We start from the raw sequence: 24,740 nt of genomic DNA, 5'->3' as shown, positions 1-24,740 counted from the left end.
TCACAACCACTCGCGCTATCCACAGACTTTCTGAATGCCCAGGTCGCGGCCGCTGAGCGGGGTGCCGATCGTCCTACGGTGGCCGCATGTCACGCAACGACGAACACACCCAGGTCCGCCAACGGCTCGGCGCACTCGGCGGCCCCGAACCACCCGACCCCGACGCATTCGCTCCCGGCCGCCCTCGTTCCGGGCGATGGGACGAGGACAGTCTCGACGATCTCGACGACGCCGCGGATTTCGACGACGGCCGCCCCAATCCACCCTCGCGAGCCTGGTCCGCCGAACCGAACGGCGTATGGCATGAGCGGCTGGTGCCCGAGAGGCTGCGCGGCACCCGGTGGGATCCCGGACATCGCGGTGTCCTGATGCTCGCCGGGGTGGGAGTGACCGCGGTGCTGGTGGCCGGGGTGGTGTCCTTGCGGGACAAGCCGATTGCGCAGCCGGTCCCGCCGGTCGCAGCGGTGCGGACGGAGGTGGTGACCACCACGGAAGCTGGGCAGGTTGGTGCGGGAGATCCCCGTTCCGGTGTAGCGCCCGGGCAGGTGGGTGCGGGTGCTGGACATCCCGGTGCAGCGCCTGGGCAGGTGGATGCGGGTGCTGGCCATCCCGGCGCAGCGCCCGGGCAAGCGGGTGCAGGTGCTGGCCAACCCGGCGCGGGTGCGGGCGCTGGTCGGGCGGCACCGAGCGGGAGCTCCGGTCCGGCTGGTGCCGCGCCCTCGGGCAGTCCGTCGGCGGGTGGAGGTATGGGGTCCGTCCCCACCGGGATCAACGGGCATGCGGCGAGCGGTGAACTCGTGGTGAGCGTGGTCGGCATGGTCGATCACGGTGGCCTGCTTCGGTTCCCGACCGGCGCGCGGGTCGCCGACGCTCTCACCGCGGCCTCCCCACAAGCCGAAGCGGACTTGTCCGGTTTGAACCTCGCCCAACACCTGTCCGACGGCGACCAAATCGTCATCGGCAAGAGCGGAGGCCGCCCAGGCACACCACAGGTCGGCAGCACAATCGTCGGCGCGGCACCACAATCCCCCAACACCCCCGCCCCCACCGGCAGCGCGCCCCCCAGCGGAACCCCCGCAGGACCACCCGGCCCAGCCAAAAAGGTCGACCTGAACGCCGCCACCGAGGCCGAACTCGACGCCCTCCCCGGCGTAGGACCCGTCACCGCCAAAGCAATCGTCGCCTGGCGCACCCAACACGGCCGCTTCACCTCCATAGACCAACTCGCCGACATAGACGGCATCGGCCCCTCCCGCCTCGCCAAACTCCGCGGCCTGGTGACGATATGAGCATCGAGGCGCGACAAGTACCTGTCCCAGATCGAGCTGCCGCCGAAGCGGCCGCCGTCGTGGACGCGCGGCTGGTCACTCCAGCGCTCGCTTGTTGGGGCGCGACGATTGTGGCGATTGTTGGAGGTTCGCGTGCCGGGGCCATCCTCGCCGGTGGGCTGCTGTTTGGGGCGATAACACTGTGGGGCTTGGCGTTTCGGGGTTGTTCCCGCGCTTCTGCACGGTCAGGCTGTGCGATTCATGCGGGTGGTGTGGCTCGGTCGGGCGGAGTGTCTGGGGCGGGTGGTGCGGTCTGGTCTGGCGATGGTGTTCGGTTTGGGGGCGGGGGTCGGTTGGGTGGTGGGGGATGGGCGCGCGGTGAGGGGTGGTGGCGCGGTGTGGGTAGGTGGCGGGGCGTTGGGGTGGCGGCGATGGTGGTGGGGGCGGGGTTTGCTGCTGCGGGGGCTTGGCAGCAGGAGGGGGTGGAGGGGCATCCGGTGCGGGGATTGGAGCGGGGGACGCATGTGTGGGTGACCGTGCGGGCGGTGGATGATCCGAAGGCGTTGCCTGCCAGGTCGGTTCGGGGGAAGCACTGGTTGGTTCGGGGGGAGATGGTTCGGTATCGGTATGGGGCGGAGGAGACCCGTGTGGGTGGGCGGGTTGTGGTGTTGGCGCATGGGGGTGGGTGGGGTGAGTTGTTGCCGGGGCAGGAGGTGGGGTTTCGGGCGACGGTGGATCGGCCGCGGCGGGCTGATCTGACGGTGGTCGTGTTGCGGGCGCAGGGGCCGCCGGGGGTTGTCGGACCGGCGCCGTGGTGGCAGCGGGTGGCGGGTGCGGTGCGGTCGGATTTCGCCGAATCCGCGTCGCGCGCACTGTCGTCGGATGCGGCGGGACTGTTGCCGGGGCTGGTTATCGGTGATACGTCGCGGCTGGCGGAGCATGTGCGCGCGGACTTTCGGGAAACCGGGCTCGCTCACCTGACGGCGGTGAGTGGCGCGAATATCACGATTCTCCTTGGCGCGGTGCTGCTTTCGATGCGTGCGTTGACGATCGACCCACGCATTGGCGCGGTCGTCGCGGGGGTGGTGCTGTTCATGTTCGTCATCCTGGCGCGCCCGAGCCCGAGTGTGCTGCGGGCGGCGGTGATGGGTGCGGTCGCGCTGCTGGCACTGTGCGTCGGCCGTCGAAAATCGGCGCTACCCGCGCTGTGCGCCGCGATCATCGGGCTGCTCGCGTGGTCGCCCGCGCTGGCGGTGGATGCGGGTTTCGCGCTGTCCGTCCTCGCCACCGGGGGACTGATACTGCTCGCGCCGGGCTGGTCGAATCGGCTTCAAGCGCACGGTTGTTGGCGCGCGCCCGCCGACGCCCTCGCGGTCTCGGCGGCGGCCTTCGTCGTCACCACACCGGTCGTCATCGGCCTCACCGGACACCTGAGCCTGATCGCCGTACTCGTCAACGTTCTCGTGGCTCCGGTGATCGCACCCATCACGGTCCTCGGCGCACTGGGCGCAGTGCTCTCCTGCACCTGGGCCCCGCTCGCCCACCTGGTCCTCCACCTCACCGCCCCACCTCTGTGGTGGCTGCTCACCATCTCCCACCACGCCGCCGCCCTCGACGCCTCCCTGACCTTCCCCTCCGGCCTCGGCCCGGCGCTGATCGCCGCCACCGTCTGCGCCGCGGTGATCCTCGGCGTCCGGAGACGCGGCCGATCGAACCGCGACGAGCCACTACGCCATACCGGTTCCCGGCGGTAGGAGGCGGCATTCCGTGGGAAGGCGTGACGGGTGGCGGGGCTGTCGGGGGTGGCTCGTAGGATCGGGGGCGTGACCGAACGCCCCGCGCCTCTGCATCTCGTGCTCGGTGAAGAAGAACTGTTGATCGAGCGGGCTGTCGCCGCGGTGACGGCGCAGGCCAGAGCATGTACGGACGATCCGGATTCCATGCCGGTGGATCGGATGCGGGCGGGGGATGCGAGCACCGCGGAACTGGCGGAGATGCTGAGCCCCTCGCTGTTCGCGGAGGATCGGGTGATCATCCTGGAGTCCGCCGCCGAGGCGGGGAAGGATGCGGTGGCGGTGGTGCAGGATGCCGCCAAATCGCCGCCCGATGGCATGGTGCTGATGGTGCTGCACTCCGGCGGGGGCCGCGCCAAGGCACTCGCCCCGGCCCTGCAGAAGCTCGGCGCGGTGGTGCACAACTGCGCCAAGCTCAAGGGCAATGAGCGGGCCGAGTTCGTGCGCAACGAATTCCGGGCCGCGGGGGTGCGGCCGTCGGCCGATGTGGTGCAGACCCTGCTGGAGGCGGTCGGGTCGGAGCTGCGCGAATTGGCCGCCGCCTGTTCGCAATTGGCGGCCGATACCGGCGGCAAGGTCGATATCGCCGCCGTGCGCCGCTACTACTCCGGCAAGGCCGAGGTCTCCGGTTTCGACGTGGCCGAACTGGCCGTCGCTGGTGACCGCCCCGCCGCCATGGAGGCCCTGCGCTGGGCCACCGACCGCGGCGTTCCGGCGGTGCTGCTCGCCGACGCCCTCGCCGATTCGGTGCACACCATCGCCCGCGTCGGTTCGGCCGGACGCGGCGACCCCTTCAAACTCGCCCCCGAACTCGGTATGCCGCCCTGGAAGGTGAAGAAGGCTCAAGCCCAAGCACGCGGCTGGAACCCCACCTCCATCGGCACGGCCCTCCAGGTCGTCGCCTCCCTCAACGCCGACGTCAAAGGCGGTGCGGCCGACACGAACTACGCCCTCGAACACGCCCTCTCCCGCATCCTGGACCTGCACGGGAACTGAGAATTCGGACTGGCACGTGAATGGAAGCGAGGCGGCGGCCATGAAGGCGGGGATCGAACCCGCGACTCCCGGAGTGCTACCACGGTGATCTACCAGCTGATCTACTCCATGGCCGCCGCGAGCAAGACTACGCCCGCGCCGGGACGCATTCCAAGCCAATTACGGTCGGATCCGTTGCGCGCGAAGCCCATTCGGCCGCTGGATTCGGAATCAACTTGCGCTGCTTCAAATCCAGGAGCCCGCACACGTAACTAATTGTCGCGACCACCACGCCATCGGCGCGGGTCAGCGTGTTCTCCACGCGATAGGTCTTGCCCTCACCCCACACCCATTCACAGGTGACATCCACGCAGTCGCCGACGCGCAACTCCCGGTGGAATTTGATGACGGCCTCGAGATTGACCGGGCCGAACCCGTCACGCAGCAACTCGTCGACGGAAATGCCCGCCGCCTGGACACATTCGAATCGGGCGTGATCGGCGTACTGCTGATACGCGGCGCTGGTGACGTGCAGCTGAGGATCGATATCGGAGATTCGGACATCGAGCCGAATCCGGAACGGTTCTGCCAAATTTGCCACCGGCCCACCATGCCAGACCCCTCTGACACATTCCGGCGGCGAAGATGCGCGGCCCTTGCCGCAGACGTGGCCGATGCCCTCGAAACCGCTTCCCGCGAAACCAGCGGGAGCGAACTGGAAGCAATCGGATACAGCGAAAACCGCCGTGGTCGTCGTGGCCACGGCGGCTATGCGTAAGCGTTCCGGCTAAGCCGGGGAAAATCAGCCGAGCTTGTTGTAAGCCAGCGACAGCGCCGACTTCTTGTTGGCGGCCTGGTTGGCGTGGATGACGCCCTTCGAGGCAGCCTTGTCGAGGCTCTTGCTGGCGGACTGCAGCAGCTCGAGCGCCTGGTCCTTCTCGCCCGCCGCAGCGGCCTCGCGGAACTTGCGGATCGAGGTGCGCAGCGCGGACTTGACCGACTGGTTGCGCTGCCGCGCCGCCTCATTGGTGCGGATCCGCTTCATCTGGGACTTGATGTTGGCCACGCCTGTTTCCTCGTGTTCCTTCGCTTGGTGGTTTACGCGGGATGCAAAGTCTGCGGGCGCGCACTACGTGCTGTAGCGCAGCACCGACGATCGAGGTTACCAGGCGGCGCACCCGACAATGAAATCGGGCCGTCCACGCACCGTCGCGAGCGGGGGCCGACCGGGGTCCGCCCGATCGAGGATATCTGGTTACGAGCGCAACACGTACTTTCCGGCGCGGGCCGCGGTTACCCGGATGTGCGGCCGGTCAGCGGTATGTTCACCGGGAGTGGTTCGACGATCTCGAGGTCGTGGTGAACTCGCCCGCCTCGGGTTGTGCGTAATGCAGCAGGACACAGGTGTTCTCCGCACTTCGCGGGGACGATCCGGGAAGGTGGCTGATGTCTCCCACGGCGCAGGAAGTAGTCGAGGACCTAACCGAGCTCGAGGATGTATCGCTCGGGCGCAAACTCTTCGCCGAGGCCTTCGGCACATTCGTGCTGGTGCTGGGCGGTGTCGGCACCGCGGTGCTCGCGGGTGACCGGGTGCAGGCGCTGGGTGTCGCGCTGGCGTTCGGATTCACGCTGCTCTTCCTGGTCTACGCCATCGGACCCATCTCCGGCTGCCATGTGAATCCGGCGGTGACCCTCGGACAGTTCCTGCTCGGCCGCGTCTCGGCGGGTGTGGCCGGGGCCTATATGTTGGCGCAGGTCGTGGGCGGTCTCATCGGCGGCGCGGTGATCTACGCGATCGCGCAGAATCTGCCGGTGTACGACCGCGCGAAAGATGGTCTCGGCGCGAACGGCTGGGGCGCGCACAGCCCGTCGGCGACGGAGATCGCGGGCATCACCATCAACGGATACGGCTTGGCGGCGTCGATCACCGTCGAGATTCTGCTGACCGCGCTGCTGGTGTTCGTGGTGCTGGCCTCCACCGATCAGATCTCGGATGTGCCGCTGGCGGGTCTGTCGATCGGCATCACCCTGGCCGTCATCCACCTGATCTCGATTCCGGTCGACAACACCTCGGTGAATCCGGCGCGCAGTCTGGCGGTGGCGTTCTATCAGGACGGGGCGCTCGCGCAGCTGTGGGTCTACATCGTCTTCCCGCTGGTGGGCGGTGTGCTCGGAGCGCTGGTGTACGGCGTGCTCTTCGGTCGGTCGCGCAATCTCGTGAGCTGAGAACTCCCGAAAAGAACTGTGCCCCGTTCCCTTTCGGAGCGGGGCACAGTCGTGCGACGCCATCCGGGCCAGCTGGGCTCGGGGTGCGCGAAGTCCGTCAGTGCCAGTGGTACTCCGCGCACAGTCGGTGCGCGACCAGGTCGAAGGTCTTACGGGCGAGGATCGCGCCCTCGCGGCGAATGCCCGCCTCGGGTACGTCCAGCACCCGATCGAGCCGCACCCAGCTGTCGCGTCCCGCGTGATCCCATGGGCCCGAACCGATGCCGACCCAGTTCGGGTGGAAGGCGTGTTCGGCGTTGGACGACAGCATCAGTCCCAGCAGCGTGCCCTTGTCGCGGCCGACCACCAGCACGGGACGGTCCTTGCCGTTGTCGGGGTCCTCCTCGTAGGGCACCCACGTCCAGACCACTTCACCCGGATCGGCGCGCCCGTCCAATTGCGGGCTGTAGACGACCTGCCGTGCCCGTTCCCGGGTCGGCACCCCCGCCGATGCCGTCGGCCGCACCGCGACGCCCGGTGCCTTACGGGTTCCGCCGAGCGCCTGGATGGTGCGCCCCAACATCGACGACTGCTGAACCCGCCCGATCAGTTTCGGCCCCTGCTGCTTGACCAGCTGCGCGCCCTGCTGTTTGGCAATGAGCCCCAACTGTTTTCCGAGAGCGTTCCACGTGCCCGCCATGCCCGCAGCTTAGCTGTGTTGAATTGCCTCCGCTTCGCTCCGGCGGGGGTTGCGGCGCTGGAGGTCTCGGTTCTTCCCTCCCTCCGCTCCTCCGCTTCGCTCCCCCGCTCCACTCAGTCCAGAACCGAGACGCGCCGCAACCCATGGGGAGTGGCTGTCTCGGATCCGTGTTGGTGGGCCGGGTGTGTGGTCGAGGACGAGTGGTGGCGAAGGGGCGCTCGGGGTCCCCGTAGACTTCCTACCGACATGCCGCTGTTTCGCCATGCCGAGGAGTCCTCCGATTAGCAGCTTCGCCGATACGACGTTCACCGATCCCGCGCGGATCCGGAACTTCTGCATCATCGCGCATATCGACCACGGGAAATCGACCCTGGCCGACCGCATGCTGCAACTCACCGGTGTGGTGGAGGAGCGCGCGATGCGCGCGCAGTACCTCGACCGCATGGATATCGAGCGCGAGCGCGGTATCACCATCAAGGCGCAGAACGTGCGGCTGCCGTGGCAGGTCGACGGGGAGGACTACGTCCTGCACCTCATCGACACGCCGGGGCACGTGGACTTCACCTACGAGGTGTCGCGTGCGCTCGAGGCGTGTGAGGGCGCGATCCTGCTGGTCGACGCCGCGCAGGGCATCGAGGCGCAGACCCTCGCCAATCTGTACCTGGCGATGGACAAGGACCTGACCATCATCCCGGTGCTCAACAAGATCGACCTGCCCGCCGCCGATCCGGACCGCTACGCCGCCGAACTCGCCCACATCGTGGGGTGCGAGCCCGAGGACGTGCTGCGCGTCTCCGGTAAGACCGGCGTCGGCGTGGCCGAACTGCTGAACGAGGCGGTGCGCGTGGTGCCGCCGCCGGTCGGCGAGGCCGACGCGCCCGCGCGCGCCATGATCTTCGACTCGGTCTACGACACCTACCGCGGCGTCGTCACCTATGTGCGTGTGGTGGACGGCAAGCTGACCCCGCGTCAGAAGATCAAGATGATGTCCACCGGCGCGACGCACGATCTGCTGGAGATCGGCATCGTCTCACCGGAACCCAAGCCCACCCAGGGGCTCGGCGTGGGCGAGGTCGGCTACCTCATCACCGGCGTGAAGGACGTGCGGCAGTCCAAGGTCGGTGACACCATCACCAGCGCCCGCGACGGCGCGAGCGAGGCGCTCACCGGCTACCGGGAACCGCGGCCCATGGTGTACTCCGGCCTGTACCCGGTCGATGGCTCGGACTACCCGAACCTGCGCGACGCCCTGGACAAATTGCAGCTCAACGACGCCGCGCTCACCTATGTGCCGGAAACCTCCGTCGCCCTGGGCTTCGGTTTCCGCTGCGGCTTCCTCGGACTGCTGCACATGGAGATCACTCGCGAGCGCCTGGAGCGCGAATTCGGGCTCGACCTGATCTCCACCGCGCCCAACGTGATCTACCGCGTGGTCATGGAGGACGGCACCGAACACGTCGTCACCAACCCGTCGTACTGGCCCGAGGGCAAGGTGCGCGAGATCTACGAGCCGGTCACCAAGTGCACCGTCATCGCGCCCAGTGAATTCATCGGCACCATCATGGAGCTGTGCCAGTCGCGCCGCGGTGAACTGCTCGGCATGGACTACCTGTCCGAGACCCGCGTGGAGATGCGCTACACGCTGCCCATGGCGGAGATCATCTTCGACTTCTTCGATTCGCTGAAGTCGCGGACCCGCGGCTACGCCTCGCTCGATTACGAGGAGGCCGGTGAGCAGCAGGCCGCGCTGGTGAAGGTCGACATCCTGCTCCAGGGCGAGGCCGTCGACGCCTTCTCCGCCATCGTGCACAAGGACGCCGCCCAGGCCTACGGCCACAAGATGACCACCAAACTGCGCGAACTCATCCCGCGCCAGCAGTTCGAGGTGCCCATCCAGGCCGCCATCGGCTCCAAAGTCATTGCCCGCGAGAACATCCGCGCCATCCGCAAGGACGTGCTCGCCAAGTGCTACGGCGGCGACATCAGCCGTAAGCGCAAACTGCTCGAGAAGCAGAAGGAAGGCAAGAAGCGCATGAAGACCATCGGCCGCGTCGACGTGCCGCAGGAAGCCTTCGTAGCGGCCCTGTCGACGGAGTCGACGGCGGACAAGCCCAAGAAGTAAGGGCACGTCGCTCTCTGGTGTCTCGTGCCCCGCTGCCTACGGCAGCGGGGCACAGTGCGGAAATAAGGGGTTGGACCTCGTGCCCCGGCGGATCCCCCAGTCCGCCCGGCGGTGACCAACAGGTACTTCGCGGCCCCGCACGGGATTCCCACAGTCCACCCGGCGGAGCCGGATCGAGCGACCGCACGTAGTACTGCGCCCTAGTGCGGGGGGATGCTTTGGGCGGCGGGCCGCGGTCCGGTGCGCGCCCTCAGCCTGGCACCCTCCGGCGACAGCGTTGAAGGCTGGTGGCCACCGCCGTCGTACGCGCTACTCGGTGCGGCAGCGCGCGTGCCGGGTGGTCGGCATGGAACGGGGCGGTGGTGGGTAATTGGCGTGTGGGTTGTGGGTGTTGTGAATCCGACTGGTTGGGATGTCGCGGGAGGGTAGCGTGCGTCACGTATCTTGCGGGGAATGTGAACGTGCGTTCGGTTCGGTTGCAGGCGGAATCTGGGGCTTGGCGTCTGGTTAGGCTGGGTGACAAGCTGTTCGGTGCACCGCTGTGCACGCCACACATGACCTGGAGGATGTGACAGCCCGGTTTTCGGGAAATAAGGTGTGAAACGATCCGAATTTCGACTGCGCCGCGGGAGCCGTCGAACACCCCAGAGCGGAGCTTGTGCATGACGCGTGATCTGCCCTTCGACGACGAGTCAGGTGCGGGCGAGGGCGCGGACACCGCGTATCGCGTAGCCACCGGTGTCTCGCGGGTAGCCCGGGCGGGTGCGTATGTGACCGGCGGTGCGCTGATCGCCGCCAACGGCACCCCTGGCGAGTCGGACAAGGTGATGCACGACAGCCGCAATGTCGGCTGGGCCGAAGTGAACGACCCGGAGCCCGACGCGCCGAGTCCGGTGATCACCTTCCCGGAGCTCGACCCGCTGTCGGTGCCGCCCGTCCTCGGCGGCCCGGAGATCTCGCCGGTCGCCAATCAGTACGGCACCGACGCGGGACTGTTCCCCACCGACTTCACGGCCACCGGCGCGCAGGGCTACAACCCGAGCAACCCGTCGACCGGATGGGACCCCTCCGCGGGACTCCAGCACCCAGGCGGCTTCGACCCGTCGGCGGGCCTGAGCGAGCCCGGCTACAACCCCGCCACCCCGACCTACGATCCGTCGGCTGGCGTGAACACCCCGCCCGCTCCCGCCTACGACCCGTCCACGGGTATCGGCCACGGGTACAACCCCGGCGCGGGAATGGGGCAGCCCTTCGATCCGTCGGCGGGTCTCGCCCAACCCGGTGGCTTCGACCCCTCGGCCGGACTCGGCCACCCCGGACTCTTCGACCCCGCCGCGGGCCTGCCGCATCCCGGTGGGTTCGACCCGTCGTTCGGCCTCGTGAAACCCGCCGCTGACAGCGCGCGTGGCTCCGAACGGGTCGGTATCGATGAGCCGCAACAGGATTCGAGCCTGGGCTTCGGACAGTTCCTCAAGCTCCCCGGCGCGGATGGCGTGCACCTGCCGGGCATGCCCGGCCCCGCGTTCGGGCTGCCGTCCGACGCGACCACCGGAAACCCTTCCGACTCCGGCATTTTCGACGGCATCGGCGACAACTTCGGCGTATTCGTCAGCACCGATACGGCTTTCGCGATGCACGTCGGCCTCGACGGCGTGTGGATCGATTCGCATATGAAGGTCGATATCGCCGTCGGCGATGTGGGCGATCAGCTCGACAACTTCAACCAGTCGGTCGAGAACGCGCTGTCGAATCCGGCGAATATCCAGGGCTCCGGCGCGGACCAGACCGCCGGAATGTTCGGCCTGCGCGGCCCCGGCAACGGTTCGGCCGCGAATTCGCCTGCGGCGGCCGGGACTTCGGCCCCGACCGGCACCACCGCACCGGCGGGCACCGCGCCCGCCGTGGCCCCGGCCGCGCCGATCGCCCCCGCGCCGATCGCACCGGCCGCCTTCGCTCCGGCTCCGGTCGCTCCCGCCGCGGTGGCCCCGGCCCCGGTCGCCCCCGCCGCGGTGGTCCCGGTCCCCGTCGCCCCCGCCCCCGTCGCCCCGGTGGCCGTCGCCCAACCGGTGATCGCCACCCCGCTGCAAACCACCATCCAGCCCGACGCCGCGACCTCCCCGATCGCGAATGTCTGGACCGCCGCGCACGGCCCGTCCCCGCTGACGGCCCCCGCCGTGGCCGCCCCGGCCCTGTTCGACACCAAGCCGGTCACGGAAACCACTGGGGCGCAGGAACCTTCGGTGACCGCCATCGCCAAGCCGCAACCGCTCACCTCCACCCCGGGCGCGCACACCACCGCCCCGCACGTGAGCGCCCCGGCCCACCCCGACGCCAGCACCACGCTCGCCCCGCCGACCAAGATCCCGGGCAGCAGCACCGACGCCGCGACCACCAAACTCCCGGGCGTCACCGACACCACCAAGATTCCGGCGACCGGCGACCGCCCCACCACCACGGGACCGGATTCCGACGCGACCACCAAGACGCCGTCCACCGCGGTGACCACCCCGGACACGGACATTCCGTCGACGCACGACCAGCCCGCCACCACGCGCCCGGCCCCGTCCACCGTCGACGACGATCACGGCGTCACCCCGACCATCCCGGACGACATCGACACGGGCACAACGCCATTGCCCACGGTGAGCAAACCCGCCCCGACGGTCACCCTCCCCGACAACGACACCCCGGATGTCACCGTCCCGACGGTCGCGCCCACCCAGCCGCACACGAATACGCCGATCGAGCCGGATATCCCCACCATCACCCAGGCCCCGATCAAACCGTCGCTCGCCCCGAACCCGAAGCCCATCGCCGATACCCGGGACACCGGCGGCGATGCGCATCCGGCGTTCTACACCGGCGACAGCGCGCACCTCTACGACAGCACCCACGACAGCGGTCTGCTGGCCTACGACGGCGGCTCGCTGTCCACGCATCTGGTCTCCGAAGCCACCTTCGCCGAAACCCATCACCCGGTGCACGGCCCGAGCGACCTGACGCTGCTGTGAGCGACGGCGATAGTCTCGCCGTCGTGAAACATCCGGACGCGATGGCCCCGTTGATCGAGCTGCTCGACGAGCTGCTCGAGATGACCCGGGCCGCCGCTCGCGCCGATCTCTCCGGTCGCCTGGGCCTGGCCCGCGCGCGAGTCGCCGACCCTCGGGTTCGGCTGGTCGTGGTGGGCGATCCCGGGGCCGGAACGAGCACCCTGGTCAACGGCCTGGTCGGCGCGGAGGTCAGCGCCGCCGAGAGCCGGGTCCCGATTGTCGTCGAATACGGTCCGCTCGCCCGGGTGACCGTGGTTCGCCAGGCCGCCGGTGGTCGCGCCGAACGCGCCGTCATCGACCCGGCCGAGCGGGTGGCCGCGCTGGCGGGCGCGGGCGTCATCCGCGCCGAAATGGCCGAGCCCAGCCCGCTGCTCGCCGAGGGTTTCGTGGTCCTCGAAGCGCCCGGTTCGCTCGCCGACACCCCCGCCGCCTGGTCGCTGCTGGCCGCCGCCGACGCGGTGCTCTACGTGACCGACGCGGGCGCGCCGTTCACCGAGGAGCAGATCGCCCTGCTGGGCCGCATCCAGCAGGTGTGCCCGATGGTCATCTGCGTCCTCAACAAGATCGACCGCCACGCGCACTGGCCGCAGGTGCAGCAGCAGGACCGCAAGCTCCTCGACGCCGCCGGACTCGGTTTCGCGGTCGCGCCCGCCTCCGCGCAGCTGCACGCGCGCGCCGCCATGACCGGCGATCAGCAGCGCGATCTGGAATCCGGTGTGCCGCAACTGCTCGACCATCTGCGCGGCTACGTACTCGGGCGCGCCGACGCGGTGGCCCAGGACGCCGCCGTGCGCGATATCCGGCTCATCACCGACCATTTGGCGCTGGCCCTGCGCAGCGAGGCCGAAACCCTGCGCGACCCACGGCGTTTCGGCGAGATCACCGAACAGCTGCGCCGCGTCCGCGAGGAGGCCGACCAGCTGCGCCAGCGCACCGCCAACTGGCAGGTGGCCCTGGCCGACGGCGCGGGCGAGCTGATGGCCGATATCGAACACGATCTGCGCCACCGCCTGCGCAGCCTCATTCGCGATGCCGAGGCCGACATCATGAAGGGCGATCCGGTCGGCCGCTGGAAGGAATTCGGGGCCGATCTCGACGCCAAGATCTGCGAGGCGGTGGAGGAGAACTTCGTCATCGCCCACTACCGCTCGGTGGAATTGGCCGAGCAGGTGGCGGAGAAGTTCCCGGACGGCACGGTGCCCACCGCGGATCTGCGACTGGAGAGCCCCGGCGAGGTGCTCGAACCGGTGGCCGCTCTGGAACCCCTGGACAGCCGCAAAGCCGGTGTGACACAACAGGCTTTGAGCGCGTTGCGCGGCTCCTACGGCGGCATCCTCATGGTCGGCCTGGCCACCAGCCTGCTCGGCATGTCGCTGGTGAACTGGTATTCGGCGGGCGCGGGCGTACTGCTCGGCATCAACGCGCTGTGGGACGACCGCCGCACCCGCACGCAGCGCCGCCAGGCCGAGGCCAAGGTCGCCGTGGCCCGGCTCATGGACGATGTGATCTTCCAGGTGAGCAAGGAATCGCGCTACCGGCTGCGCGGCGTGCAGCGCACCCTGCGCGACCATTTCACCGAGATCGCCAGCGCCACACTGCGTTCGGCCGACGAATCGCTGCGCGCCGCCGAGGAGGCCGTCGCGGTGCACTCGGGGGAGCGGCGCGAACGCCGCCTCACCGAGATCGAGGGCACCCTGGTGCGCCTGCGCGAACTGCGCGAGTACGCCGATTCGCTCGGCGAGGAACAGCAGCGCTGACTACTCGGCGCGGAACAACCGCGCTGAACCCGGTCGCGGTGTGCGCGACCGGGTTTCGTGCTCAGCGCCATTTCGTGCTCAGCGTCGTTTCGTGCTCAGCGCCCCGGATGCGCCGGGTTGAAGGTGCCCGCCCGGTGCGATTCCTCCGCTCGGATCACATGCATCACCGCGTTGATGAGCGCCAGATGCGTGAACGCCTGCGGGAAATTGCCCAGATGCCGTCCGGTGCGGGTGTCGATCTCCTCCGCGTAGAGCTTGAGCGGGCTGGCGTAGCCGAGCAGCCGCTCACACAGGTGCCGGGCCCGTTGCAGCTCACCGATCTCCACCAGCGCCGACACCAGCCAGAACGAGCAGATGGTGAAAGCGCCTTCCGCGCCGGACAATCCGTCGTCGGTGGTCTCGGTGCGGTAGCGCGGCACAAGCCCGTTCTCGGTGAGTTCGTCGGCGATGGCCAGCACCGTGGCCCGCACCCGGTGGTCGGTGGGCGGCAGGAACCTGGTCAGCACCACCAGAAGCAGTGAGGCGTCGAGGGTTTCGCTGCCGTAGCTCTGCGTGAACACACCCCGCTTGTCGACGCCGTTCTCGAGGATGTCGGCGCGGATCTCGTCGGCGATGTCGTGCCATTTCCTGGCGTAGTCGAGCTCCCCGTGCAGCTCGGCCAGTTTCGCGCCGCGATCCAGGGCCACCCAGCACATCACCTTCGAGGAGGTGAAGTGCTGCGGCTCCCCGCGCACCTCCCAGATACCGCGATCGGGTTTGCGCCAGTTCTCGATCGCGGCCTGCACCTGCCGTTCGAGCATGGGCCACAACGTTTCCGGCACCTGCCGCCGCGACTTCACGTGCAGGTACACCGAATCCAGTAGCGTGCCCCAGATATCGTGCTGGTCCTGGTGATAGGCGGCATTGCCGATGCGCACCGGCCGCGCGCCGTCGTAGCCGGAGAGGTTCGGCAGTTCGTACTCGGTGATCTCGCGTTCGCCGCCGATGCCGTAGAGCACCTGGAGCGGCAGGGTGCCGCCGTTGTCGTCGCGGCACACGTCGTGCAGGAAGGCGAAGAAGTCGTCGGCCTCCCGGTCCAGACCGAGCGTGTACAGACCCCACAGCGCGAACGTCGAATCCCGCACCCAGGTGTAGCGGTAGTCCCAATTGCGTTCCCCGCCGGGCGTTTCCGGCAGCGAGGTGGTGGCCGCCGCCAACAGCGCACCGGTGGGCGCGTAGGTGAGCCCCTTGAGCGTGAGCGCGCTGCGCTGCAGGTATCCGCGCCACGGATGGTCCGGGAACCGTCCGGTGGTGATCCACTGCCGCCAGCACTCGGTGGTGGCCCACATCTTCTCGGCCGCCTCGGCGAAGGTCTTGGGCGGCGGCAACTCCGACCACGACAGGGCCACGAAGACCTCGTCGCCCTCCGTCATGCGGGTGCGGGCGCGCGCCTCGCGACCCTCCAGGCCCAAGCGCAGATCGGTGGTGAGCACCAGGGTGGGTGTGTTCTCGTCGCCGCGCGCGGTGGCCTGCTCGTACACCTCGCCGGTGTACTCCCAGCGCGCCGCCACGCTGTGGTGGTCGAAGGCAGGCTCACAGCTCATCTCCAGCTCCACCACGCCGTTCACGCATTTCACGGTGCGCAGCAGCATGTGCTCGGCATCCCAGTCCATGGGCGTGCGGCGGTGCGTCTTGGAGCGCTGCGAGTTGTTGTGCCAGCGCCCCAGCACCAGCGCGTCGCGCACGATGAGCCACCCGGTCTCGGTCTGCCAGGTGGTCTCCACGATCAACCCGCCGGGCAGATAGCGCCGCGCGGCGGGCACATTGCGGCCGTAGGGGCCGATGCGGAAATGTCCGGCGCTGCGGTCCAGCATGGCCCCGAACACGCTGGGGGAATCGGGTCGGGGCAGGCACAGCCACTCCACCGCGCCATTGCGGGCGATGAGGCAGTTGTTCTCGCAGTCGGAGAGGAAGGCGTAGTCGTCGATGGGTGGGAATGCCGAGTGATGGCTGAGCCCGCTCGCGGTGGGCAGATATTCGGCGGGGACGTCCGGCGGATCGCCGATCCCGTCGCGGGGCGGCATCGGCGTCGGGCCGTCCACCTGGTTGTCGAATTCGCTCAGGGTGTCGGGCAGGGCGGCGAGCGCGTCGTCGTAGCCGCCGCGGGGGCGGTCGGTGGGCTCCGGTTCGTCGTAGGACGCCATACCTCATCATGGTTGCCGACGGCCCGGATCGTCCACTGCCGCCGGTTCGGCCTAGGCTGGACGGCGTGCATCAGATCGCAGATTGGTGGGACGGCGTCGAACTCTGGGTTGCCGGATTGCCATTCGTACCCCAGTTCGCCGTGGTGCTGGCCGCCATGGTGCCGGTGTGTTTCGCCATCGCCTACCTCTTGGACCGCGCGCTGCGGGTCGCCCTGCGGCTGCTGGGCCGTGACCGGGTCGCCGCCCGCGAGGCCGCGCCGTCCGCTCCCGCCCCGCGCAGTATTCGGAAGGAAGCCGCCTGATGCCGCGCTCGCGCGTCCAGCTCGCCCTGATCGCCTTGATCGTCCTGGTAGTGGTGGCCTGGCTGCTCACTCGTTGAGCGGAATTCATCCGGCCGTCGTCGGGTTCCCGCACGTGTCGTCGTAGGGTGCCGCTACGCTCCTGCCCCATGACAACCGATGAGGGTGTGGAACTGGAACAGCTCCTCGACATCGAGGAATACGAAGACGAGCCCCGGCTCATCGCGACCCATCTGTGCGGGCCCGAGGAGGCCCTGGAGATGGTGAAGGCCGCTCAGCTGCTCGGCCTGGGCGTGCGCCTGAACAACCGCATCCGTCCCGACGAGGACGATGCCGAATCCGCTACGGAGGAGTGGATTCTCGACATTCTGGAGACCCCGCCGGTCGTCGAGGACGAGTGAGCCGAAGCCCGTTGCCCACGGCCCTGGCGCGCCACCGGCGCGCTGGGGCCGTGCCGTATTCCCAGGCCGTATTCCCACGCCGTATCCCGGGCCAGCGACGGCCGCCTCAGCGCCGCGCGACCGCCGCGCAGATCAACGCGGCGACGGCCATCACCATGACGATCGCGCTCAGGCCGATCGCCGACGACGCCAACAGCGGATCGAGCAGTGGAATCAGCCACCGCGTGTACCGGCCGTTGTGCACCGAGGCGTACTGGGCCGCCACATGGCTCGCCGGAAGACCCACCAGCAACCCGAGGCTGCCCAGCACGGTGAGGCGGCGGCCCCCGCGCCTGCCGAGCAGCAGCCGTATCGCCCCGCCGAGCAGCAGCAGCGCGACGAGCAGGGCGTAGCCCGTGAGCCCGGCGAAGGCCACCAGTGCGGGCATTTCGAGGTACCGGAGGTTGCGGGGCGCTTCGGCCACGCCACCGTAGGGTTCGCAGAGTTTCAGCACGCAGCCGAACGCGAAGAGGGCGCACCCCAGCGCCAGCAGCCCGGCCGCCACCGCCGCCCCGCGCCCCCGGCTGCGCGGGGAATCGTCGGTCGCCCGCCTGGCGGGCGAATTCGCCGCGGCGGGTTGTGGATGCGGAGTGCGCGGTGTCGACGGGCGATGCGGATTCCGCGGCGCGTGCCGAGTCGGCGCGACCGGTTCCGGGAAGGCCCGGGTCGGCGGCAGGTGGGTAGCGCTGGTCGCCCGGCCCGCCGCGTGGGCCGTCGGCGCTACTCGACCCGCCGCCACGCCGCCGGTCAAGGCCGCGCGCGCCGCCGCCGCGAACTCCGCGCAGCTGGCGAACCGGGCGTTGCGATCCTTCGCCGCCGCCCGCGCCACCACCTCGTCCAGCGCCGCGGGCACATCGTGGCGGACCTGGCTCAGGCGCGGCACCGGTTTGCTGAGGTGTCCGGCGACGATCTGGCCCGGATTGGTCGCCGGGAACGGCCCCTGCCCGGTGAGCAGCGCGAACAGCGTGCAGGCCAGGGAGTACTGGTCGGCGCGATGGTCCACCCGCTCTCCGGACAGCTGTTCCGGCGAGGCGAAAGCCAATGTCGCCGAGACGATTCCGGTCGCCGTCAGCTGAGTGTTGTTGTCCGCCAAGGCTGCGATGCCGAAATCGGTGAGTACGGCGCGCTCCTCGCGGCCCGTCTCCGGCGCGGACAGCAGGATATTGGCGGGCTTCACATCACGATGCAGAATGCCGCGGCTGTGCGCGTAGTCGAGGGCGGCGGCGGTATCGGCGATGATCCGCAGCGCCCGCTCGACCGGCACCGCGCGCGGGTCGAGACGGGCGGCGTCGGTGCCGTGCACGTACTGCATGGCGATCCACAGATGGCCGTCGTCCACGCCGCGATCGTGGATACCGACGATATTCGGATGATCCAGCTGCGCAATGACATTGGCCTCGCGGTCGAAGCGGCGGCGCATCTCCTCGTCGGCGGAGACCTCGCGATTGAGCAGTTTGAGCGCGATCCGGCGCGGCAGGCGGGGATGTGCTGCGAGGTAGACGGTGCCCATACCGCCTCGGCCGAGCACACGTTCGAGCCGGTAACCGGCGAACGTGTCGTTCACCCCGAGTTGCACCACAGGTCCCCTCATCCGGTCGAACATGACGTCCGAAGTTTAATCGCCGGGGAGGGGGCGCTGTGTTTCGCGCGGATACCGGACCTAGTTGTCCCGGTTCTGCCAGTCGCTGAGCCGTTTGCCGAGTTTCGACACCGTGTCGGCGACCTCCGCGCCCACCGTGCCGACCGCCGAGGCGGCGTCCTTGCCGAGATTGCGCACCACCTTGACCAGCGGATCCTCGGACTGATCGAAGGATTCGCGATACGACCGCGCGGCGTGTTTGAACTCCTCGCCGATGCGCGCGCTCCGGTCCTGATGGCGGCGCGGGTACTGCCCGTCCAGTACGCGGTTGTATTCGCCGCTGGAGATCCATCGGCGCAGCTCGGCGGCGCGCAGCACCGAGAACGGGTGGGTCTGCAATTCGAGATTGAGCAGTTTCAGCACACCGTCACGCAGATCACCCGATTTGTCGTAGTCATCGGCCTGTTGCAGGAAGGCCGCATGGCTCATCTCGTCCACCCGCGAACCGCCCGCGAGCTTCATGTGCACCCGCACCGACGCCTCCACGTCCTGGCAGCACAGCAGCCCGGCGCGATCTCCGGAGAGTTCGGATTTGCGACTCCATTCCATGAGCGCCGCGACGATCGCGCGCAGCGCCCACCCGCCGATCGGCATCCAGCCGATACCCCCGGCCAGCCGCATGAGATGCATGAGCATGGTGCGGTACACGGCATGTCCGGACAGCGCGTGCCCGAGCTCGTGCCCCACGGTGAACCGCAGTTCCTCCTGATCGAGCAGATCCAACAGCCCGGTGGTGAGCACGATGAACGGCTGCTCCATACCGATGGTGAAGGCGTTGGCCTTCGGGTCCTGCAGCACGAACATCTCGGGAATGGTTGGCGCGTCCAGGATTTCGACGCAATCCTGGCGCAGCTGATGCACCGCCTTGAACTGCCGCTCGTCCACGCGCACCGCCGTCGCCAGATAGAGCAGTCGATGCTGGCGCTCGGCGAGCAGTCCCGACAGCGCCCGCAGTACGGCGTCGAAGCCGTAGAGCGAGCGCAGTGTCACCAGCGCCGTGCGGTCGGCGGGATGCTCCCAGGCGCGGGTGCTGATCTCCGGGAACCGGGTGCGGAGTCGGTCTGGACTTGTCATGAAATTCCCCCGTATGGGTGTTCACAGTGATTCGCGACGTCGCGCGCCGCTCTGCTACAGTCTGCCCGTGTCGTCGAGTGTTCTGCCCCAGGTCCGCCATGAATTGGCGTTGATCGCGGTGGGCTGCCTCGCCGTGGCGGATATTCACTGTCGTTGATTGCCGACCGGGCACCGCTGCACGTCTGATCAGTAGACTGGCGCGCGCTTTCGCAGCTGTGTTCGTTCCCGACGGCCCTCGGGCCGTTGCGCCACCGCCCCGGGCTGCCGCGGCGGGTCTACGGCAATCCGGTTTTCCGCCTGACGGCGGGCGGTAGGAAGGTCCATCCGAATGTCACGCACTCCCCGGCGCTCTCGCCGTCTCCTCGCCACCGCGCTGCTCGCGGCCGCCGCCACCGCCCTCACCGCGTGCAGCGGCGGCTCCAGCGACGAGGTCGACGGCGGCAAGGGTGACAACAGTGGCGGCACCATCAACCTGTACGGCTACGCGGTGCCCAAACCCGGCTTCGACAAGGTGATTCCGAAGTTCAACGAGACCGAGGCCGGGAAGAACGTGGAGGTCGTGCCGTCCTACGGCGCCTCCGGCGATCAGTCCCGCAAGGTGGCCAAGGGCGCCGAGGCCGATGTCGTGAACTTCTCCGTGGAGCCCGACATCACCCGCCTGGTCGAGGCCGGTCTGGTCGATTCGAGCTGGAATGCCGACGCCAACAAGGGAATTCCGTTCGGCTCCGTGGTGGCGTTGGTGGTGCGCAAGGGCAATCCCAAAGGCATCAAGGACTGGGACGATCTGCTGAAGCCGGGTATCGAGGTGGTGACGCCCAACCCGTTCAGCTCCGGATCGGCCAAGTGGAATCTGTTGGCCCCCTACGCCGCCAAGAGCGAGGGCGGTAAGAATCCGCAGGCGGGTCTGGACTATCTGAACAAGCTCATCTCGCCCGAACACGTGAAGGTGCAGCCGGGGTCGGGGCGCGAGGCCACCGACACCTTCCTGCAGGGCGTGGGCGATGTACTCATCAGCTACGAGAACGAGGCCATCTTCTCCGAGCGGCAGGGCGATCCTGTCGAACATGTGATTCCCCCGATCACCTTCAAGATCGAGAACCCGGTCGCGGTGCTGAAGAACTCCCGCAATCCGCAGCAGGCGGTGGCGTTCCGGGACTTCCTGTTCACCCCCACCGCGCAGCTGGCCTGGGCCGAGGCGGGTTTCCGGCCGGTGGATCCGAAGGTGGTGGCCGCGTTCTCCGCGGAGTTCCCGCAGCCGCAGACCCTCTGGACCATCGACGACCTGGGCGGCTGGAAGACCGTGGACGCCGAGCTGTTCAAACAGGGCAGCGGGGCGATCGCCACGATCTACGAGAAGGCCACCAAGTAGTCGGGTGACGTGAACCACACAGGATACTGGCAACCGTGATAGACAGCAGCGGAAGCGCGGAGCTCGGGCAGGACTCGCGCGCATCCACCGACACACCCGGGCGCGCCCGCAAGGACCTGCGGTCCTGGCTGCGGGTCACCGGGTCGGTCGGCCCCCTCGGTATCGCGACCGCGGTGCTGTGGCTCAGCATCATCGTGCTGCTGCCACTGGCGGCGTTGACGTTCAACTCCTTCGACAACGGCTGGTCCGGTTTCTGGGAGGCGGTCACCGCGCCCGCCGCCCTGGACGCGCTGCGCGTGACGGTCACCGTCTCGATCGTGGTGGCGGTGCTCAATGTGGTCATGGGCACGCTCATCGCCTGGGTGCTGGTGCGTGACGAATTCCCGGGCAAGGGCATCGTCAACGCGCTCATCGACCTGCCGTTCGCACTGCCGACGATTGTGGCCAGCATCGTGCTGCTGTCGCTCTACGGTCCGCAGAGCCCGTTCGACATTCACCTCAACGCCACCCAGCCCGGTCTGGTGGTGGCGCTGGCCTTCGTGACCCTGCCCTTCGTGGTGCGGTCGGTGCAGCCGGTGCTCATCGAGGCCGATCAGGAGGTCGAGCAGGCCGCGGCGTCGCTCGGCGCGGACAACTGGACCACCTTCCGGCGCATCGTCCTGCCGACGCTGGTGCCCGCCGTGCTCAGCGGCGGCGGGCTCGCCTTCGCCCGGGCCATCGGCGAATTCGGGTCGGTGGTGTTGATCGGCGGCAATATCCCGGGTGAGACGCAGATGGCGTCGCAGTACATCCAGCAGCAGATCGAGGTCGACCGGCCGGTCAGCGCGGCCGCGGTGTCGGTGGCGCTGCTGGTGATCTCGTTCGCGTCGCTGTTGGTGCTGCGCCTGTTCGGTCAGCGGGCGGCCCGGAAGGAGCAGGACGCGCAATGAGACTGTCGGCCTTCACGCGTATTTCGCTGCGGACGGTGGCGCTGGCGTATCTGCTGATACTGCTGGTGCTGCCGCTGGGCATCATTCTGTACCGCAGCTTCGAGAACGGCATCGGCCAGTTCATCGACTGGATCTCCACCCCCGCCGCCATCTCGGCGTTCAACCTGTCGATCATCATCGTCGCCATCGTGGTGCCGGTGAACGTGGTGTTCGGCGTGATCACCGCCATCGCCCTGGTGCGCGGGCGGTTTCCGGGGCGCAATCTGGTGCAGAGCGTGGTGGATCTGCCGATCGCGGTATCGCCTGTGGTGGTGGGTGTTTCGCTCATCCTGCTGTGGGGTGCGGGCGGCTGGTTCGGTGGGTTGGAGAGCCACGGTCTGAAGATCATCTTCAGTCTGCCGGGCATGGTGTTGGCCACCATCTTCGTGACGCTGCCGCTGGTGGTGCGCGAGGTGGAGCCGGTGCTGCACGAGATCGGCGACGACCAAGAGCTGGCCGCCCACACCCTCGGGGCGAACCGGTGGCAGACCTTCTGGCGCATCACCCTGCCCGCCATCCGGTGGGGTCTGACCTACGGCGTGGTGCTCACCGTGGCGCGCTCGCTCGGCGAATTCGGCGCGGTGATCATGGTTTCCACGGCGCTGCCCGGTAAATCGCAGACGCTGACCCTGCTGGTGCACGGCCGCTACACCGATCACAACACCTTCGGCGCGTACTGCGCGGCGACCCTGCTCATGGGTATCGCCCTCGTCGTTCTTCTCCTGATGACTCTCCTCGAACGTAAGCGGGACTCTGCCACATGATTACCGTGACCGGTGCGAACAAACGCTATGGCTCGTTCGCCGCACTCGACAATGTCAGCATCGACATTCCCTCCGGTGAGCTGACCGCCCTGCTGGGGCCGTCCGGCTCGGGCAAGTCCACCCTGCTGCGCTCCATCGCCGGACTGGAGTCGCTCGATACCGGCGTGGTCACCATCGCCGGGCGCGATGTCACCCGGGTGCCGCCGCAGAAGCGCGATATCGGCTTCGTCTTCCAGCACTACGCGGCGTTCAAGCACATGACCGTGCGCGACAACGTGGCCTTCGGGCTGCAGATTCGCAAGCGGCCCAAGGACGAGATCAAGCGGCGCGTCGACGAACTGCTCGAGATCGTCGGCCTGGACGGGTTCCAGCACCGCTACCCGGCGCAGCTGTCCGGCGGCCAGCGCCAGCGCATGGCCCTGGCCCGGGCGCTCGCGGTGGAGCCGCAGGTGCTGCTGCTCGACGAGCCGTTCGGCGCGCTCGACGCGAAAGTCCGTACCGACCTTCGCAAATGGCTGCGCCGCCTGCACGACGAGGTGCATGTCACCACCGTCCTGGTCACCCACGACCAGGAGGAGGCCCTCGATGTGGCCGACAAGATCGCCGTCATGAACCGCGGCCGCATCGAGCAGATCGGCACGCCCGAGGACGTCTACGACCGCCCCTCCAACGAATTCGTCATGTCGTTCCTCGGCGATGTGGCCAAGCTCAACGGACATCTGGTGCGGCCGCACGATATTCGCGTCGGCCGCGATCCGGGGATGGCCCTGGCCGCGCACGAGGGCACGGCGGTGTCGGCGGGCGTCACCCGCGCCACCGTCCACCGCGTCGTGCACCTCGGCTTCGAGGTGCGCGTCGAACTCGAGAACGCCGCCACCGGAGACCTTTTCACCGCGCAGGTGACCCGAGGTGACGCCGAGGCGCTGCAACTGGCCTCCGGGGAATCGGTGTACGTGCGGGCCACCCGCATCCCGGATCTGCCGACCACCACCCTGGACGGCGCGGACGCCTAAGGCTGCTCCGCCCCCGCGAATTCCGTTGGCACATAGCGCCATACGGGTAGCAGTTCCTGCTCGTCGAGTGGATCCGCGCCGGTGTGGACGGTGGTCTTCAGGCGGTCGAGGGCCGCGCTGGTGTCCAGACCCGCGCCGATGAGCACCAGATTCGTGGTGCGGGGCTCATGGCGCGGCCAGGGCGTCGGCTCCACGACGATGTGACGGCCGACCATGTGCAGCACGAACTTTCGGCGGTCCTCGGGCACCGCGAAGGCGATGGTGCCCTTGGCCCGGAACAGCCCCGTCGGCGGATTCTCGAAGAAGTCGATGAGCGCGCGCGGATCGAGTTCGGTGGTGCTGGTGAAGGAGACGGTGTCGTAGCCGTCGTGCAGATGGCGATGGTCGTGGCAGCCGTGGCCGTCGCAGTCGTGGTGCTCCTCGTGGTCGGCGAAGAGTTCGTCGAAGCTGAGCTGTTCGCCGACGCGGGGGCGGCGGGCATCGCGGTCGGGGAGGTCGAACAGCAGGCCGGGGTCGATGCGGCCTTGGGCGGTGGCGTAGACCGGGGACGGATCGGCGAGGGCGCGCACCTCGGTGAGCAGGGCGTCGAGCGACTCGGGGGTGACGCGGTCGCTCTTGTTCACCACCACCAGGTCGGCCATGCGCAGGTGGGTGGCGAGTTCGGGGTGCTGGGCGCGGGATTCGGGGAAGTGCTCGGCATCGACGAGTTCCAGCAGGCCGCCGTAGGTGATGCGCGGATTCTCGCTGTTGACGATCATGCGAATCAGATTGCGCGGTTCGGCGAGCCCGCTGGCCTCCACCACGATGACGTCGATCCGGGCCTTCGGCTGGGCGAGGCGGTCGAAGAGGTCGTCGAGTTCGCTCACATCCACCGCGCAGCAGACACAGCCGTTGCCCACCGAGACCATGGCGTCGACCTGGCCCGCCACCAACATGGCGTCGATGTTCACCGCGCCGAAGTCATTGACCACCACCCCGATTCGAATACCGCGATTGTCGCGCAACAGGTGGTTGAGCAGGGTCGTCTTACCCGCGCCGAGAAATCCGGCCACCACGAGAACAGGAATCCGCCGAACCATTCCGCTCACCCTACCGATGCGCCCCCGCCACTCCGCGCGCCC

The 24,740-nt window shown here is 68.5% G+C and carries 21 protein-coding genes and 1 tRNA gene; 14 read left to right on the top strand and 8 right to left on the bottom strand.

Features of this window, described 5'->3' with window-relative positions:
* Positions 1 to 86 precede the first annotated feature (86 nt).
* From ACIBH2_RS11025 to holA, 3 genes are all read left to right on the top strand, one after another.
* Positions 87 to 1,289, top strand: a complete 1,203-nt coding sequence (locus ACIBH2_RS11025) for a helix-hairpin-helix domain-containing protein (protein WP_397115795.1) — start codon at positions 87 to 89, stop codon at positions 1,287 to 1,289.
* A gap of 626 nt (positions 1,290 to 1,915) precedes the next feature.
* Positions 1,916 to 3,022: a ComEC/Rec2 family competence protein gene (locus ACIBH2_RS11020; protein WP_397115793.1), complete on the top strand. Its 1,107-nt coding sequence runs from the start codon at positions 1,916 to 1,918 to the stop codon at positions 3,020 to 3,022.
* 69 nt (positions 3,023 to 3,091) lie between these two features.
* Positions 3,092 to 4,057 (top strand): DNA polymerase III subunit delta, encoded by a 966-nt coding sequence (gene holA / locus ACIBH2_RS11015; RefSeq protein ID WP_397115791.1) that lies wholly within the window; start codon positions 3,092 to 3,094, stop codon positions 4,055 to 4,057.
* A 38-nt stretch (positions 4,058 to 4,095) separates the two neighbouring features.
* Here the strand turns inward: holA and ACIBH2_RS11010 are convergent.
* From ACIBH2_RS11010 to rpsT, 3 genes are all read right to left on the bottom strand, one after another.
* Positions 4,096 to 4,168, bottom strand: a tRNA-Ala gene (locus tag ACIBH2_RS11010).
* A gap of 16 nt (positions 4,169 to 4,184) precedes the next feature.
* Positions 4,185 to 4,637: an acyl-CoA thioesterase gene (locus ACIBH2_RS11005; RefSeq protein ID WP_397115789.1), complete on the bottom strand. Its 453-nt coding sequence runs from the start codon at positions 4,635 to 4,637 to the stop codon at positions 4,185 to 4,187.
* Positions 4,638 to 4,838: 201 nt separating this feature from the next.
* Positions 4,839 to 5,102: a 30S ribosomal protein S20 gene (rpsT, locus tag ACIBH2_RS11000; protein WP_397115787.1), complete on the bottom strand. Its 264-nt coding sequence runs from the start codon at positions 5,100 to 5,102 to the stop codon at positions 4,839 to 4,841.
* A 380-nt stretch (positions 5,103 to 5,482) separates the two neighbouring features.
* Between rpsT and ACIBH2_RS10995 the strand changes: the two genes are divergently transcribed.
* On the top strand, positions 5,483 to 6,262 hold the full coding sequence (locus ACIBH2_RS10995; protein WP_397115785.1) for an aquaporin: 780 nt from the start codon (positions 5,483 to 5,485) through the stop codon (positions 6,260 to 6,262).
* A 97-nt stretch (positions 6,263 to 6,359) separates the two neighbouring features.
* Here ACIBH2_RS10995 and ACIBH2_RS10990 read toward each other — a convergent pair whose 3' ends face one another.
* Positions 6,360 to 6,941 (bottom strand): type II toxin-antitoxin system PemK/MazF family toxin, encoded by a 582-nt coding sequence (locus tag ACIBH2_RS10990; protein WP_397115783.1) that lies wholly within the window; start codon positions 6,939 to 6,941, stop codon positions 6,360 to 6,362.
* A 262-nt stretch (positions 6,942 to 7,203) separates the two neighbouring features.
* On the opposite strand from ACIBH2_RS10990, the gene lepA reads away from it, so the two are divergent.
* From lepA to ACIBH2_RS10975, 3 genes are all read left to right on the top strand, one after another.
* The gene (gene lepA / locus ACIBH2_RS10985) at positions 7,204 to 9,063 is read left to right on the top strand and encodes a translation elongation factor 4 (RefSeq protein WP_397115781.1); all 1,860 of its coding nucleotides are present in this window, start codon (positions 7,204 to 7,206) and stop codon (positions 9,061 to 9,063) included.
* 662 nt (positions 9,064 to 9,725) lie between these two features.
* The gene (locus ACIBH2_RS10980; RefSeq protein ID WP_397115779.1) at positions 9,726 to 12,074 is read left to right on the top strand and encodes a hypothetical protein; all 2,349 of its coding nucleotides are present in this window, start codon (positions 9,726 to 9,728) and stop codon (positions 12,072 to 12,074) included.
* Positions 12,075 to 12,097: 23 nt separating this feature from the next.
* On the top strand, positions 12,098 to 13,870 hold the full coding sequence (locus ACIBH2_RS10975; protein WP_397115777.1) for a hypothetical protein: 1,773 nt from the start codon (positions 12,098 to 12,100) through the stop codon (positions 13,868 to 13,870).
* Between the two features lie 95 nt (positions 13,871 to 13,965).
* On the opposite strand, the gene ACIBH2_RS10970 is transcribed toward ACIBH2_RS10975, so the two are convergent.
* Positions 13,966 to 16,053: a glycoside hydrolase family 15 protein gene (locus ACIBH2_RS10970; protein WP_397115775.1), complete on the bottom strand. Its 2,088-nt coding sequence runs from the start codon at positions 16,051 to 16,053 to the stop codon at positions 13,966 to 13,968.
* A 65-nt stretch (positions 16,054 to 16,118) separates the two neighbouring features.
* Between ACIBH2_RS10970 and ACIBH2_RS10965 the strand changes: the two genes are divergently transcribed.
* Together ACIBH2_RS10965 and ACIBH2_RS10960 are read left to right on the top strand one after the other, a co-directional pair.
* On the top strand, positions 16,119 to 16,355 hold the full coding sequence (locus ACIBH2_RS10965) for a hypothetical protein (protein ID WP_397115773.1): 237 nt from the start codon (positions 16,119 to 16,121) through the stop codon (positions 16,353 to 16,355).
* 146 nt (positions 16,356 to 16,501) lie between these two features.
* Positions 16,502 to 16,753, top strand: a complete 252-nt coding sequence (locus ACIBH2_RS10960) for a hypothetical protein (protein WP_397115771.1) — start codon at positions 16,502 to 16,504, stop codon at positions 16,751 to 16,753.
* A 106-nt stretch (positions 16,754 to 16,859) separates the two neighbouring features.
* On the opposite strand, the gene ACIBH2_RS10955 is transcribed toward ACIBH2_RS10960, so the two are convergent.
* Positions 16,860 to 18,383 carry a protein kinase gene (locus ACIBH2_RS10955; RefSeq protein ID WP_397115769.1) on the bottom strand — a complete coding sequence of 508 codons (1,524 nt, stop codon included), beginning with the start codon at positions 18,381 to 18,383 and terminating at the stop codon, positions 16,860 to 16,862.
* A gap of 69 nt (positions 18,384 to 18,452) precedes the next feature.
* Positions 18,453 to 19,505, bottom strand: a complete 1,053-nt coding sequence (locus ACIBH2_RS10950; protein ID WP_397115767.1) for a M48 family metallopeptidase — start codon at positions 19,503 to 19,505, stop codon at positions 18,453 to 18,455.
* Between the two features lie 67 nt (positions 19,506 to 19,572).
* Here ACIBH2_RS10950 and ACIBH2_RS10945 point away from each other — a divergent pair, with 67 nt between their 5' ends.
* The 5 genes from ACIBH2_RS10945 (at position 19,573) to ACIBH2_RS10925 (ending at position 23,619) form a co-directional block, all read left to right on the top strand.
* The gene (locus ACIBH2_RS10945) at positions 19,573 to 19,662 is read left to right on the top strand and encodes an Ms4533A family Cys-rich leader peptide (RefSeq protein ID WP_379356934.1); all 90 of its coding nucleotides are present in this window, start codon (positions 19,573 to 19,575) and stop codon (positions 19,660 to 19,662) included.
* A gap of 171 nt (positions 19,663 to 19,833) precedes the next feature.
* On the top strand, positions 19,834 to 20,874 hold the full coding sequence (locus ACIBH2_RS10940) for a sulfate ABC transporter substrate-binding protein (protein WP_397115764.1): 1,041 nt from the start codon (positions 19,834 to 19,836) through the stop codon (positions 20,872 to 20,874).
* A 116-nt stretch (positions 20,875 to 20,990) separates the two neighbouring features.
* Positions 20,991 to 21,803, top strand: coding sequence for a sulfate ABC transporter permease subunit CysT (gene cysT / locus ACIBH2_RS10935; RefSeq protein WP_397116969.1), 813 nt, complete (start codon positions 20,991 to 20,993; stop codon positions 21,801 to 21,803).
* Entirely contained in the window at positions 21,800 to 22,606 is an 807-nt protein-coding gene (gene cysW, locus ACIBH2_RS10930) for a sulfate ABC transporter permease subunit CysW (RefSeq protein ID WP_397115762.1), read from the top strand. Before cysT ends, cysW begins: the two co-directional genes overlap by 4 nt.
* Positions 22,603 to 23,619 carry a sulfate/molybdate ABC transporter ATP-binding protein gene (locus ACIBH2_RS10925; protein ID WP_397115760.1) on the top strand — a complete coding sequence of 339 codons (1,017 nt, stop codon included), beginning with the start codon at positions 22,603 to 22,605 and terminating at the stop codon, positions 23,617 to 23,619. Before cysW ends, ACIBH2_RS10925 begins: the two co-directional genes overlap by 4 nt.
* On the opposite strand, the gene ACIBH2_RS10920 is transcribed toward ACIBH2_RS10925, so the two are convergent.
* Entirely contained in the window at positions 23,616 to 24,698 is a 1,083-nt protein-coding gene (locus ACIBH2_RS10920; RefSeq protein ID WP_397115758.1) for a CobW family GTP-binding protein, read from the bottom strand. The two genes, ACIBH2_RS10925 and ACIBH2_RS10920, sit on opposite strands and share 4 nt — an antisense overlap.
* Positions 24,699 to 24,740: the final 42 nt, after the last annotated feature.

It is taken from the genome of Nocardia sp. NPDC050406 (assembly GCF_044459025.1).
GTDB lineage: Bacteria > Actinomycetota > Actinomycetes > Mycobacteriales > Mycobacteriaceae > Nocardia.
This window is presented reverse-complemented; position numbering and strand designations above follow the sequence as displayed.